The organism is Bacteroidota bacterium (assembly GCA_016706865.1).
Lineage (GTDB): Bacteria > Bacteroidota > Bacteroidia > Chitinophagales > BACL12 > UBA7236.
Window position 1 is genome coordinate 2356106 of sequence record JADJIS010000003.1, and the last position, 15755, is coordinate 2371860.

10 protein-coding genes are annotated in these 15755 nt (G+C 36.2%); 1 reads left to right on the top strand and 9 read right to left on the bottom strand.

The window, feature by feature from the left end:
* Window positions 1–95: 95 nt before the first annotated feature.
* Both IPI31_19300 and IPI31_19305 read right to left on the bottom strand, forming a co-directional pair.
* Window positions 96–1040, bottom strand: coding sequence for a phosphoribosylaminoimidazolesuccinocarboxamide synthase (locus IPI31_19300; GenBank protein ID MBK7569965.1), 945 nt, complete (start codon window positions 1038–1040; stop codon window positions 96–98).
* A gap of 34 nt (window positions 1041–1074) precedes the next feature.
* Window positions 1075–3669, bottom strand: coding sequence for a hypothetical protein (locus IPI31_19305; GenBank protein MBK7569966.1), 2595 nt, complete (start codon window positions 3667–3669; stop codon window positions 1075–1077).
* Between the two features lie 78 nt (window positions 3670–3747).
* On the opposite strand from IPI31_19305, the gene IPI31_19310 reads away from it, so the two are divergent.
* The gene (locus tag IPI31_19310; GenBank protein ID MBK7569967.1) at window positions 3748–4161 is read left to right on the top strand and encodes a DUF423 domain-containing protein; all 414 of its coding nucleotides are present in this window, start codon (window positions 3748–3750) and stop codon (window positions 4159–4161) included.
* Between the two features lie 444 nt (window positions 4162–4605).
* Here the strand turns inward: IPI31_19310 and IPI31_19315 are convergent, their stop codons facing one another.
* From IPI31_19315 to IPI31_19345, 7 genes are all read right to left on the bottom strand, one after another.
* Window positions 4606–7248 (bottom strand): OmpA family protein, encoded by a 2643-nt coding sequence (locus IPI31_19315; GenBank protein MBK7569968.1) that lies wholly within the window; start codon window positions 7246–7248, stop codon window positions 4606–4608.
* A 44-nt stretch (window positions 7249–7292) separates the two neighbouring features.
* The gene (locus IPI31_19320; GenBank protein ID MBK7569969.1) at window positions 7293–8312 is read right to left on the bottom strand and encodes a PorP/SprF family type IX secretion system membrane protein; all 1020 of its coding nucleotides are present in this window, start codon (window positions 8310–8312) and stop codon (window positions 7293–7295) included.
* A gap of 17 nt (window positions 8313–8329) precedes the next feature.
* Entirely contained in the window at window positions 8330–10177 is a 1848-nt protein-coding gene (locus IPI31_19325; GenBank protein ID MBK7569970.1) for a choice-of-anchor L domain-containing protein, read from the bottom strand.
* Between the two features lie 99 nt (window positions 10178–10276).
* Complete coding sequence (locus IPI31_19330; GenBank protein MBK7569971.1) at window positions 10277–12004, bottom strand: choice-of-anchor L domain-containing protein; 1728 nt, start codon at window positions 12002–12004, stop codon at window positions 10277–10279.
* Window positions 12005–12273: 269 nt separating this feature from the next.
* Window positions 12274–13569, bottom strand: a complete 1296-nt coding sequence (locus tag IPI31_19335) for a prolipoprotein diacylglyceryl transferase (protein MBK7569972.1) — start codon at window positions 13567–13569, stop codon at window positions 12274–12276.
* A 55-nt stretch (window positions 13570–13624) separates the two neighbouring features.
* Complete coding sequence (mtaB, locus tag IPI31_19340; protein ID MBK7569973.1) at window positions 13625–14968, bottom strand: tRNA (N(6)-L-threonylcarbamoyladenosine(37)-C(2))-methylthiotransferase MtaB; 1344 nt, start codon at window positions 14966–14968, stop codon at window positions 13625–13627.
* 228 nt (window positions 14969–15196) lie between these two features.
* Window positions 15197–15754: a hypothetical protein gene (locus IPI31_19345; GenBank protein ID MBK7569974.1), complete on the bottom strand. Its 558-nt coding sequence runs from the start codon at window positions 15752–15754 to the stop codon at window positions 15197–15199.
* Between the last annotated feature and the right edge of the window lies 1 nt (window position 15755).

Below are 15755 nucleotides of genomic sequence, written 5' to 3' on the forward strand. Positions count from 1 at the left end.
TGGGTATACCCAAAATTTCGCAAGAAATTTAAACTCCTTACTCCTCTCTCCTGCCTCCTCTCTCCTCTCTCCTTTCTCCTTTCTCCTTTCTCCTCTCAAACAACTCCCAATTTTTTTAATCCATTTATAATATTGGAACTTATGGATTCAGAATTAGTTTCAACAGGAATAAATTTTTTACCTGTTACCATTTCATATAGTTCAATATATCGTGAGGAAATCGTTTTTAGCCACTCCTCTCCCATTTCTGGAACTGTTTGACCTTCCTTTCCCATAAAATTATTTTCTATCAACCACTCTCTTACAAATTCTTTCGATAATTGTTTTTGATGTTCGTTATTAATTTGTCTTTCCGCATATCCTTCCAAATAAAAATAACGCGATGAATCGGGAGTGTGAATTTCATCCATCAAAAGTATTTTTCCATCGTGCAAACCGAATTCGTATTTTGTATCTACTAATATTAATCCGCGTTCCTTTGCCATCTCCGTTCCTTTTTTGAATAATTCGCGGGTATAATATTCCATTAATTCATATTTGTCGGGTGTTATGATATTACTTTTTAAAATATCTTCCTTAGAAATATCCTCATCATGTCCTGCATCTGCTTTTGATGTAGGGGTAATAATCGGTTCCGGGAATTTATCATTCTCCTTCAAACCATCCGGCATTAAAACACCACAGATCATTCTTTTTCCGGATTTATATTCTCTCCATGCATGTCCGGCCAAATATCCGCGAATCACCATTTCCACCTTTACCGGCAAACATTTTATTCCAATAGAAACTCTGGGATCAGGAACGGATAATAACCAGTTTGGAGCAATATCCTTTGTAGCTTCTAAAAAAAATGCCGCCAACTGATTGAGCACCTGCCCTTTAAATGGAATAGGGTGAGGCAAAATAACATCAAATGCAGAAATTCGGTCACTCGCAACCATTACAAGATATTTATCTTTAATAGTATAAACATCCCTAACTTTTCCGTGATAAATTGAATTAGCTCCCGGTAATTTTAAATCAGTATTCAAAACGCTCATAACACAAAATTAAAGGCCAAAATTACGATTTCTGTTATTTAATTCTGTAGGTTATTACAGCATTATCTACACAGGTAACCAACATTTTATCCCCATTTCTGGTAAGATCATCAATTAAAAAATCGGCAGATGCTACGATGGGAAATCCCTCCGTTATTTTACCGTTTTCATCAAATAACAATAAACTATTTGAAGCAGATACAACACCAAAGTATGATTGCTCATTAAAATTAAAAGAAACGATATGATTATACACCGAATCAATTTCGGCAACAAAAAGTGATTTGCCTTGTAGATTTTTAGCTTTCAAATAGGTATCCTCCAAAAATAATATATCTGTTGTATCATCTCCATTAACCAAAGCAAAATTACCTGATATAAAATTATCGGGAGCTGCAATAGTTTTTGTATTTAAATTACCATCAGCAAGAATAATATTTCCCACGGCATCCATAAAATATTTTGTTTTAGTGTTTGTACTGGTTGCAATAATATTATTTTTAACAGGAATGGAACGCACTGAATTTCCTCCTTCTTTGCGAAATTGAATTCCTTTAGCATTAATAAATACAATTAAATTTAATTTATCAGAAGTCATTTCAAATAAGGGTGAGGTAACATCCCCAGTATTCCGCTGTGGATTCCAGCCCGGTATAGGTTTGCCATCCTTAAAAAATCCATAAATATTATCGTTATCACAGGCAACAAACATGCGATAATCATTTTTTGTATTCATAAGTACGGTCAGGGGATTGGTGATCTTCGCCGTAAGTGTGATCGGAAATCCCTCTACAGCATTACCATTCATATCCAATAAATAAATAGCATCAGAAGTATTAAATAATATCTGTGATTTTTCGTTTCCATAAAAATCAACCTCATGTATTTTACCGGTAATTTTATTGGGTAATTTTTGTTTCCACAAAACATCACCACTTGCTGAAATCAGATACAATTGGTGAGCCGTATCCTGCACAACAATACTTTTTTGTTTGTTAAGCTGATTATACACCGTAAATGGACCGCTTTCAATAGGATGATCAACTTGTAATTTCCATAAAACCCCATTCCTGCGTTGAGGAGCAGCATTGTAACTGATAAAACCATTGAGCAGATAAATATTTTTATTATTGCTGAATTGCAATTCCAATCGCGGAAATTTTTGTAATAAATTAAAATTCTTTTCTATGGAATCAATGTGTTTATCGGAAACAAAACTTGAAATAACCTGTTCCGATTTACTGAGATTAAGGTATATTGAATTATTAAAGGAAGCAGAAACGTGTTTTTTAAATTCATTATAATCACTATCAGCAATTAATGTTTCTCCATTTTCAATGGCATCAAACATATTTTTAAGTTGCAATAATTCGAAGGCTACAACAAGATCATTATTATTCCACGCAGTATAACAAATTTCCGGAAATTTAGCTCCCGCAATACCGGTAAGAATATTACTTGCAGCCATTTCCATAATTACGTGACCCCTATATCTCAAAGTATCGGACACTACTGCGGATTTTAATTTATTTTCAGCTAATACTCTGTCACTGGCAGGAATGATGAGAAAACTCCTTTTCATAAAATTTTGATCCAGCGATTCTGAAATACCGAACAAGATATTATTTGTCATCCAGGGCATCCAATGATCAAAATAGTCGCGGTTCTGATTTTCATCAGTGAAAGATGAAGCAATATTTTCGGTTAAATGTTCTGCATTTAACCGATACAATACCACTGTATTTGCGGGTACTGATACATTCATATCCACGGAAAATTCACCGGTATATTTACTTAACAGTAAGTCAGATTCATCATTTTTAGACGCTGCATATCCGGTGATGTTTAAACCTGCTTCTCCAAATTCAAATTCGAATCCCATCCAGGAAACAAACCTGCTTAACTGCATAATGGAAGCATATTTATCGTTGGTAGAAAATAAAGAAAGATAATTCCCAAGCTGATCTGTATTTAAATAAAAACTGTAATCCGCTTTTTTATTCATTTTGTCGTATACATCTTTAAATCCGGCGTGTTCGGTTACAGGATCGCCATTTTTTAATTGTAAAATTGCATTTTCCACTAATACGGATGATGCACTGAAAATAAATACACCGCTCACTTTTGCGAAGGCGACTGCTACCTTACTTTTCGAATAATTTAATTCATATATATCTGCCCTTTCAAATTTGTGTACAGAAACAGAAGGTTGTTCTCCATCAAAATCCGGTAAAAATTGTTTTAGATTTAATTTTGATGCCTCATCCAATTGCAATAAAAATAAATATTGAACATTATTATCACCCGATGCAAATGCACCTGTAAGAAAATTTTTATTTTGTATGTCGGATAATAATTCTGCTTTTGTACCACAAATTTTATTAAAAAGCTCCAGATCATTTTTAAGATTGCCGAATAATTGCGTTTGCATCAATTCCTGCATGGCAACTTCATTATTTAATAAAACAGTAAATGCATCCGTTTTTTTAACATCAAAAAAACAGATCACATCCTGCGGCATTCCATTTAATACCGTTTCATTTCTTTTATTAAAAAATAAAAGATAAACCGTAATAAATATAACTACTGCTAAAATTCCTCCAATGATCCCAATTTTTCGTCGCGCCATGTTATGATGATTACCTTTGCAAAGCTATATGTAATATTCGGCTATGCATACGCATATATGCACATACAAACTCAGATTATGGAACAAAAAACGATCATTCGCTGCGCCACAATTTCAGGAGCGCTTTCTGTGGCCTTAGGTGCATTCGGAGCGCACGGGTTACAACAATTGGAAACAGCCCAAAGGATAACTATTGAAGATATCAGGATATTTGAGACTGCGGTTCGTTATCAATTCTACCACACATTTGCATTATTGGCAGTAGCTGCATTTGCCAACATTTTAAACCCTAAATTAAAAAATTGGTCGGTTACCGCATTTATAGCCGGTATCATCATCTTTTCCGGCAGCTTATATCTTCTTTCCCTTTCTCAATTCTTTTTCGGTACCCGAATGGCATGGCTGGGAGCAATTACACCCTTGGGAGGATTATCGCTTATAACTGGTTGGATCTTGTTTTTTGCCGCCTCGTTTTCGAAGGAGAAGATTTAAATCGGATTCTGACATGCAGTAGATCTCCTGCGTCGATCACTACATGTTTCAGTTCTGGGCCTGCCTGCCGACTGCGTCAGCGTCAGGCAGGTTCGGGGTTCTGAGTTCTGGGTTCGGTTCCGGGCAAAAGTTTTTTTTGGTTTGAATTAGATTCAGGCTTTCGATCCGATTATTTTTTTTATTTTCTGATTGTTATTTATTGTTCTCACGACTTTAATTAGGAGTAACAATAGGAAGTCGGCTTTTTCATTGGAAAATTTTCTTCTCCCTTCCCTCAGACCTTCCGGGTTAAAAAAAACCTTGAAGGTCGAGGGCACTCTCGGTTGTTCATTGGTACATCTTATTGGCTGTTCATCGGTACATTGGTACATCTTTTTGGCTGTTTCATTGGTACATTAAAAAAGCCCCGCTTTTACACGAGGCTTTCATTATTAATTAATTTTTTTATTTACATTTAAACTTCAACTTCGACACATCAAATGAACATCCACTTTTTTCAGCAACCTTAACACCAACAATTAGGTTTTGAGTACTTGTCATATTGATCTTAGTATCCACATTTGTTAATGTTACATCACCGATCTGAAGAGTTTTAATGGTAAATACATCACCCTTAACGGTTGTTCCATTTCCAAGATCTGTAGGTTTATCATTTTTAATATCTGCTTCAGTAATGGCGCCGGATTCCCAAAGTCTGATAAAATAATCTTTACCAACCATTGCCACTGTAATACTAGGGCTTAAGTTTAGAATATATTTAGTTTGTTCTTTACCGTTAACTGACGCATTTCCTTCATACATATTACCCTTTTTAGTTAAGGTAGCATCAAGAGCAGTTGCAGTTGTTGCGGTAGTAGTGGTCTTTTTATCACCGGTTGTTTTTGTGTCATTTGTTTTTACATCCGGAGTTTCAATTACATCGGTTTCATCAACTTGTTGAAGATCTTGAAGCTGTTTTAGGCGTTTTGCTTCTGCATCGCGTTTACGAGCTTCATTCGCTTCTATTGTAGCTTCATCGTATGTGATGATTGCATTTGGAATTATACCAATAATGGTAAATTCTGTTCTTCTGTTTAATTGATGTAAGTCTTCGAAATCCTGACCTTTATATTTTGAAATAAATGCCTCTGTAAGTACTGATCCTTTTGGAACAACGGCACCACTTGTTACTTTAAAATCTTCGGAAATTGTTTTTGGAGTTGTTTCTCCATAACCGGTAGCAACTAATCTTGCAGGATCAATTCCTCTGGAGATCATGTAACTAACAACGGTATCGGCACGGTGCTGAGACAGAATTTTATTTTTTTCATCTGTATCGCGACTGTCTGTATGTGAACCGATTTCCACCTTTAATTGCGGGCTTAATGCGAGTACATTATACATAGAGTCCAATGCTCTGAATGATTCCGGGCGAAGATCCCATTTGCCTAGTGGATAATAAATATTTTTTACTTCAATAGGTTTTAATTCAATGATAGGTTCCATCATGATGTCAACAAATAAAGTATCATTTTCTTTTAATCCAATAGTAGAGGTTGTAGCGCGACCATTTTTATATTTTGCTTTATATCCGGTCAATTCAAATTTATCTTGCGCAGTTCCAACAAAAAAGTCTTCATATGGATTTGACATTTTAGTAACAGCGGAATCTTTTTTCACACCCGATTGATTAAGATCAACTCCGGCGCCTGTGATTACTTCTTTTGTAACCTCATCAATAGCGCGTACCATGATCACAAATTCCGGTGGATATTTATATGCATAAATATCGTCGCAACAAGTTTCACTTTTTACATTAAATCCACCTTTGCGGTTCGATACAAAAAATCCTTTTTTACCCGATTGATTAGTAGAAAAATAAAAATCATCCACTGAACTATTAAATGGAAATCCTAAATTTTGTGGAGCATCAAATGATTTCATACCACCGGCAGTTTTATAAATATCTAAGCCGCCAACATTAATTTGTCCGTTGGAGCTAAAATATAATAATCCTTGTTCATCATTATAAAATGGAGTTATTTCATCACCAATTGTATTCACTTTTGTTCCGCAATTAATGGGATTTGAATATGCTTTTCCTTTGTTTTGAACTTCAACATACCAAAGATCCATTCCACCACGACCACCAGCTCTGTTAGAGGAAAAATACAATATTTCTTTTCCTTTAAATGTGCCGAGTGCAGGATGTGTAGATGTAAAATCTGTTGTGTTAACATCACTTACTTCTTTTCCACTTTGCCATTCACCACTTTCATATTCACTTACATATATTTTACAGATCATCACCAACGAATCGTTTGGACGACATTCTGTATAATAAAATCTTTTTCCATCACCGGAATAAGCACCATTTCCTGTATGAGCATCACCTTTATTAAATGGAGCTTTAAGTTCTTTGGATGGTGTCCATGTATCGCCTTCAGCAGTGGATGTAAAAATTCTGGAACGTAATTCTGTTTTGCCTTGCTGACCAAGATCGATAGGTTTTTCAGAAACTAAGGCTGCATAAGTTAAATTATTATCCGGACTATACTTAGGAGAAAAATCGGTGTAATTATTATTTATATTAGTTCCTAAATGCTCCACATTAACTGTAGTTGGAGTTTGTGCAAGTAAAATTGCAACATCACATCCTTTATCTTCATTTTTTGCCTGACGTTTTAAAATTGTTGCCGTTGCTCCTTTTAATTTACTGTTTTTGGTAACCAGTTTAAAAGCTTCTTTGGCCTCAGCATATTTACCATTATATTTTAAACTCATGGCATAATAAAAACCTGCATCAGGATACATGTCTTTTGATTTACCTGCATCAATTGCAGTCTTATACCATTTTTCAGCATCTTTATAATTGCGCGCTAAATAATATGCTCTTGCTAATTTATAGGCAGCTTCCTGAGAAGCCTCATCCTCATAAGCAAGTTTATATGCGTCTTGCGCTCCGTAATAACTTCCGGCCGACATTAATGCATCACCATACATTAATTTTCTGGTACCGTTCATTTTTTCTAATTCCGGATCATGCGTTTGGGCATTTACTGTCGCAGTAAATAGAATTATTGTAAGAATTGCAAATATTTTTTTCATACTATATTCTTTATCAGTTGAGAATTCATTTTGTTTCACAAATATTAATAACGAGGACAAGGCATATCATAGCTTTTAGGAATAACCGGCAAAATACAACCTGTATAAACCAGCGATAATTCAAATCCGCCTTTGCCACTACTTGCTTCCTGTAATGTGGAAGTATTAATATCGTAACTAGCACCGAAACGGAAATTTTTATAATCCATTCCTACTGTTGCTATCATAGCATCATCTAAACGATAATGTCCGCCTAGAAAAAAGGTTGCCGGGAAATTTGCATTGTTTAAAAAATAACCAAGGTCAGCACCAACAACAACTTCCTTAGCACCGGACTGTGTTTGATATAATACGGAAGGAATAAATCCGTATTTATTTGCAAAAGTAAATCCTGCTTTTAAGTGCCCAACCATACGAGCTCCCAATTTATTTTCATCATCCTGTAAAAAACTTTCTTTTGGAGAAACTAAATTGAACATGGCAAAACCTGCTGTAACATTAAATTTTTTGGAAACTTCATTGTGATATGCTAAACCGGTGCTCATATTAAAACGGGAAATATTGTCGCCAAGATATGGTTCAAAAGAACTCATATTCGGGTCGAAATCATCGCCTGTCCATTGATTCGGCCATTTTAATGCATTAAAATCCAATGATTTTTGCATTAAACCACCTTGCAAACCAAGTGAAAGGTTATGATTTTCACGACCACCTAGTCCTAATACGAACGCGGTTGAAGCCATAACACTCAGGTTAGTTAAATTTCCGTCGCCGGACACATCATTGTATAATAATAATCCCCCTGTTAATTTACTTGCAATTCCAATTTCTTTAACAATAGGCATGTCAAAAAATGCTTCGTATGTTACATAAGGAGTTGTAACACTATTCCATTGGTTGCGGTATGTTAAGCCTGCTCTCCAGTCACAAGAGTTCACACCCGTGAGAGCCGGATTTAATGCAAGAGGGGCGGCGTTATACTGTGAGAAGTGAACATCCTGAGCCCTTAATACACCAACAGCCATGAAAGCTGCAAAAAACGCGATTTTGTAAATCTTCATCATTGGTTATTGTTTTATATTTATCTGAGTAATGTAATTGTTCCTTTATTTATAATTTCATTATTTTCTTCATCCGTTCCCACAAATATATACATATATGCACCTATTTCCTGATCAGCATTGTTATACTTTCCATCCCATCCTGCCAAAATATCATCGGTTTCATATATTTTTTGCCCCCAACGGTTAAAAATACAAAATGAATTTAAATCCACATTCACAAAGGTGGAAATATGTAATAAATCGTTCAATCCGTCGCCATTTGGAGTAAATGCATTTGGAATTACAACAGGATCGGGCTGTACAACCACAACTTCCATTTCGTCGGTAAAAATACACCCTATATCTGTAGTTGCGGTAACTGTATAAATAGTTGATATAACGGGTTCAGCAATAGGATTCTCAATATTAGGGTCATTCAAGCCCGTTGTTGGCGACCATACATAACTTACCCCGCCATCTGCATCTAAATAGGCCGTTTCGCCATAATAAACCAGGGTATCGTTGCCTGCATATGCAGTATTTGGATAGATATCCACAAAAACCGTTTCTGTATTAACACAGGCATAACGTGTAGCGGTAACTGTATAAACAGTAGGCAACAAAGGATAGGCTTCGGTATAATCATCTGCAGGATCACTAAGTGTTTCAGCAGGTGTCCAGGCATAAGAATCTCCGCCTGTAACAGTTAGTAATGCAACTCCGCCAGGGCAAATTGTGGTATCGGGAGAAACTACGAGTGGAAGTGCATCGTAAACATTAATTGTAAGAGTATCACTAATTCCGGAAGTGCAACCAAGATCTACATAAATTGTGATGGTTTCCATACCTTCCGCCAATGCATCTTCAATAGCATCAATAGTTATAGTGATCATTGTATCACCGGGATAAAAGATCAATTCAGGATCCACATCTGTATAATCAATTCCATTATCTGCGGTTCCATCAATAACCATAGTTACTATAAAAGTATCAACTGGTGCAAAAGATAATTCGAAAGTTACTTCACCATCGTTACAGCCTTCTATAATTTCAGTATATCCATCTATTTGAGTTTCGTATGATAAACTAACTGCAGGACTTGAAAGGGATCCTGCCTCAATAAAAACTCCTGAATCCAAAGACCAGTCGAGGTCATCGGCAATTGCCATTTTAAGGTGATATGTTTCACATGGGATAACATTATGTTTAGCTTCTAGTACAGTGGTAAATCCATCGTATTGGATATAATAATCATCGGCACTAAAAGGTAGATCCCAGCCTTCTCCGTTTATATTATAGTAACTTGGATTATCAACATCATTTACATTGTTGATGGAAACAGGAGTTGCTGTGCCCGGAATGAGAGCCATGTTATCTGTCCCAACAATTCCGGGTCCGCTGATATAAAAAGCGAATACATCATTAAAGGAACCTACAAATTCTAAATATTCTTCAGAACCAAAGGAATAATTAAAACGAATGGTATCGGATGTAACGGTGAGGTCAAATTCGAGAACACAGGCATCATATGTTCCAAGAACACCTGGAATTGCATCCAGGTCCGGGTCGCCGGGGGTACCTGCTCCACCTGTTGAGCCACCACTATTGTTAGGGCCAGCTGCAAGATCGGCAGAGCCACTTGTTAATACAATACCACTATCAATACCAACATTACAATCAACACAATTAAAAAATCCAAATGCACCTGTTGGGCAATCCATTGTAACTCCGGAAATTGTTACACCGGTTCCAACGAGAGAAGCAACTAACTCCTCGGGTGTTGCTATATCATCAATTACTATTTGTGCCGATAACCGTGCATTTACAAACACGATGCAAATTGCCAAAGATACAGCGTTGAGGAGTTTGCTAAAAATTGGTTTCATTTTACTATTATTTATTACCCTTATTCATCAAAATAAATTTTTAATTATTTATTTTGATGTTGCTTTTCCAGACAAATTAAAATGTCTGGCAATATATTTTTATCTCACCAGTGTAAAGTTTCCTTGTTGCATAAAACTTTCACCGTTGAGGTCAGTATAATTTAAAACATAAATATAAGCACCCATAGGTTGACCATCATCTTCAATTTTTCCATTCCATGATTTTGTAAAATCATTGGTTTCATAAATTGCTTCACCCCATCGGTTATAAATTAACAAATGATATGTTGCAAGTTGTCCCCTAACTATTATAGTGAATCCATCATTTATTCCATCTTCATTTGGTGAAAAGGCGTTCGGCACTCCAACCATAGCATCTGTGCTTACGGTAACGGTTACTTCATCAGTAAATTCACATCCAATAGCCGTTGTAACGGTAACTGTATAGGTTGTTGTTGTTAAGGGAGTTGCGAAAGGATTTTCACTATTGGGATCACTCAAACCTGTAGTTGGCGACCAGGAGTATTCCACTCCACCGCTTGCATCCAAATTTGCAGTTTCTCCATAAAATATTGTGGTATCGATACCGGCATCGGCCGAAGGTGATTGTATATCAACAAAAACTTCAGCGGTATTCACACAGGATGCTAAGGTTCCCTCCACGGTATAGGTGGTAGGTTCCGTGGGGTAAGCCTCCGTAAAGTCTGCGGTTGGATCACTGAGTGTCCCAACCGGTGTCCATGAATAAGTTTCAGCTCCACTGACTGATAAAAATGCAGTTTCATCAGGACAGATCATAGTATCGTTGGAGACCGTAAGTGGAAGTGCATCCCAAACATTTATTACCAGACTATCACCTACTCCTGCAATACATCCAAGATCAACAGAAATAATGATAGTTTCCATTCCTTCATCAATTCCATCTTCCAAAGCAATGATTGGAATTTCGATAAGTGTATCTCCCGGTAAAAAAACCAGTTCTGTTTCAAATTCCTCGTAATCCACTGATATGGTTGCAGTACCTGCTACTTCAAGATTTACGATGAAGGTATCAATTGGTGCAAAGGATAAAGCAAATGTGAGTAAACCTTCATTACAGCCTTCGATAACATCAGGATATGCATTGATCTCAGTTTCATAGGTTAGCGTAACGCCAGGGCTTGATAAAGAACCCGCTTCGATAAAAACGCCGGAATCATAAGACCAGTCGAGATCATCGGCAATAACCATTTTCAAATGATATGTTTCACACGGAATAACATTTCTTTTTGCCTCTAATAAAGTTGTAAATCCATCGTACTGTATGTAATAATCATCATCGCTGTATGGAGATTCATAGCCATCTCCATTATCAACATAAAATTCCGGAAAGGAAAATAGATTTACATTATTGATAGATACAGCTGTTCCTGTTCCGGGAATAAGGGCCATATTTTCAGATCCAACAATTCCCGGACCGCTGATATAAAAAGCAAATACATCGTTAAAGGAGCCCACCCATTCCATATACTCTTCGGAACCAAATGAATAATTAAATCGAATTGTATCGGAAGTTACGGTAAGATCAAATTCTAATGCGCAGGCATCATTGGTGCCCAGAACTCCTGCAATCATATCAAGATCAGGATCACCAGATGCACCATTATCACCGGCAGCAGAGCCGGTATTGTTAGGTCCACTGGCAAGTGAAGCATAACCACTCGTTAGCAAAATTCCACTTCCAATTCCCACATTACAATCAACACATTCGAAAAAACCAAAAGCGCCGGTTGGGCAATCCATGGTTATATCTGAAACAGTAACACCTTCGCCAACAAGCGAGGTCACCAGTTCTTCGGGGGTTGCGGAATCATCTATAGATAGTTGTGCAACAACATAATTCTGGAAAAAGTCAATCCTAAAGTCAATAATGTTACACGGAGGAGGGAGCGTAAAGTTGGTTTCATTAATTGTTGTTTTTAATTAATCTCTAAAGTTACAGGTAAACTTACAAATATTTTAGGTTTTTTAATAAAAATTTTGGGTTGACACAAGATTTAAAATGACGCAAATATGACCTTGTAAGTCAACTACGGGATCAATACCGGGAGAAAATATTACAATTTAGGTGTGCGTTTCGACATTCGCCATAGCACGAACATCATTCCCAAGCCGAAAGTAACAAAAATTATTGAAATAAAGGTAGCTTGTGTTGCGTGGATACCCATAAATTCAAGCATATTGTTAACACGTATCCTTTCAATAAAATATCTTTCCACTCCGGCGCATATAACATAAATGGCCAGTAACATTCCCGGAATTTGAAGTTTTTTACGGAGGAACCATAAAAAGGCGAAAATTATCATCGACATAATAATTTCATAGATGGGAGTAGGGAATACCGCTACCGGCAATTGTCCGCACCAATCATTGGTACAGCCCTCAATATAAGTTCCTTCCCCGTTTACATTATGCGCATAATTTTGCGCTACCATTGAGCGCGGCAACCAACCGGGGTTATATTCTTTATGCGGAACTGCTTCCAGTGATCCAAATTCAAATTCGTAATAATTTGCATTTGCCTGCAATACTTTTTCAAATTCTCCAGGGGCTGCTAACGTAACCGAACCATCGGGTTGTGAAATATATGCGCTGTTTAAAATCCCCCAGTCTCCATCACCTGCAACCTGACAACCCAATCTTCCAACTGCATAAGCTAAAATTAATGCCGGTGCCACAGCATCACCTAAATGCAACACACTGATCTTTTTTTTGCGTGCAAACATGATCACAGCAAATGCACCTAATATCAATCCGCCGTAAATGGTTAGTCCGCTGAAAAAATTACCAAGAGGATCTTTAAAAAAATCTTTCCATCCGTCAGGTTCTTCAAAATTGGAAAATATTTTCGCGCCTAAAATTCCAAATATGGCGGCGATCATTACAATATCACCAAGTCTTTCGTGTGGATAAATATCAAAGGTTTTTTCTTCCGGTTTTGCTAATTGCTGACTTTTCTTTTCACGGTATTTTAAATAAACTAATCCTGCTGCACCCAGCAATCCGAAAATGATATTCCCTTCAAGTGAAAATATAAATTGCGGGGGATTATCATTAAATGCATCCCAGGAAGTTACCATACCACCAATTTTAAAGCCGATGATATAACCAACTATTCCGTTAAAAATTAATTCCGTTACAGAGGCAGGAGCTCCAACTGTTCTTTTTTCTTTTATGGGTAATAACAATCCTTGTTTTTCTTTTCTTTTTAATTCGGTATATAAAACATATCCTGCGGCCAAAAAGGCCATCCCAACAAAAAATCCAAAGGAAAAAACCGGAAATTTCCAATGAGTATTAAAAATAGCGTTAAATAATTCTGCAATTGTTGCGTAAGATCGTAGTAAAACCATTCTGTTTTTTTGCGTTTAAATCTGTTATTTCTTTCCTTCCCTATAATAAAAAATGTTATGCTAAAATACTTATTTTTTCCAATATTTCTTCTGCTTGCATATCTCCGGTAGCATTCACTCCCAATAATTTTACATTTACCACTTCATTTACCAACAATGGGTCGTATTGGGTTTTTACTTTGATATAATTATCGGTAAAACCATACATGAACTCTCCGTCAGTTTCCTCCTCAAAAAGCACCGGGCGTTGGGTTCCAACGAATTGTTCATAAAAGTACCTTTTCTTTTTTTCTGATAAATTACGCAGCTGTTGAGTGCGCTCTTCTCTAATTTTCTGCGGTACCGAATTCTCCATTGTTACAGCTAAAGTATCTGCTCTTTCACTATAAGTAAATACATGCAAATAAGAAATATCCAATTCGTTTAAAAAATAATATGTCTCTAAAAAATCGTCTGTACTTTCGCCGGGGAAACCTGTAATAACATCAACCCCAATACAACAATGCGGCATTAAATTTTTTATATAATTTATTCTTTCCAAATACAATTCCCGCAAATACCGACGACGCATTAATTTTAATATTTTATTACTGCCACTTTGTAATGGAATATGAAAATGCGGCACAAATTTTTGTGATGTGGAAACAAATGATATTATTTCATTTGTGAGCAAATTGGGTTCAATAGAGGATATTCTAAACCTTTTAATATTTTGCGTTTGTTCTAAATTATTAATAAGTTCATAAAAGGTTTCCACTTTTTCCGTTCCGTTATTTTTCCCAAAATCACCGATATTCACTCCCGTTAAAACAATTTCTGAAACACCTTGCAATTCAATTTGTTTTACATTTTCCAATACATTTATTATTGTATTACTTCTGCTGTTTCCTCTTGCGAGTGGAATGGTACAAAACGAACAGGAATAGTCGCAACCATCCTGCACTTTTAAAAATGTTCTTGTGCGTTCACCAATGGAATATGCAGACCGAAAAATATTAACATCAGCGATATTTCCGGCAACAAATTTATTCTTTTTTGTATGCCTTTCCTCTTCAGAAATGGAAGTAATATAATGTGTGAGGTTAAATTTTTCTGCTGCACCCAGCACCAGATCAACTCCCTGTATCGATGATATTTCCTCCGGTTTTAACTGGGCATAACATCCCACAATAATGATATAAGCACCGGGAGAGTTTTTAAGGGCTTGTTTAACAACTTTTTTACATTTTTTATCGGCATTATCCGTTACGGAACAGGTGTTAATTACATAAATATCCGCAGGCTGATGAAAGGGTTTAATAGTATAACCTTCCTCTGCCACCATTCTCCCCAAAGTAGAGGTTTCTGAATAGTTCAGCTTACAACCCAACGTATAAAAGGCAACAGATCCCTTTTGCATGACCCTGCAAAACTACTTAATATATAAGAAAAACGGAGTCCAAAACCATTTTTAGTAACATAAAGCTAAAGCCTAAGTGAATCCACCTTCCTTCACAAACATTTGTTAATTCAATAAATAATGCGTTCGAAAATGGAAATTTTAAAAAATTTCCGATCTGGCTATATTATTATTAACGAGAAATTTCGCCTAATTTTAATTAGTGTATAGTTGCAATTGATGGCACAACTATTCGTATTCGTCAAGATCAATTTCAAAATTTCCACTTGCATAGTATCCTCCCCAACCGGCATCGAGCTGAACATCACAAAAAGAAAAAATTAATGCACCACCTGAAATTTTTTCTACGTAAATGGTATCATTATTAATGGAAAGGAAGTCGTCAGATGGAGTAAAATACTCCAAAATCACTTCCGAATCATTGTCGGGAGGATTTCCATAAAAATAATCTGTAACATATTTTCCGGGTTTAGGCCGGTTTTTAAAAGTGAGATATAAATAAATTTCATCGTCCTCATCAAAAGCCCAAACCTTATAACCATCACTTCCGGAGTCATCACAATCAACCTCAGAAAAAGAATCATCGTAGGTATAATATATAATCATATTTTCAGGAGTGGAACAAGGCACATCAAGGTCTACGGAAACAGTATCGAGATAAACAAGACTATCAATATAATTTTGAACAAATTCACTATATCCGTCCTCATCTATTACACAGGAATTAAGGCTCAAGGCCAATCCTATAAATAAAAAAGAACATGTTTTCACGACAGAAATTTTCATA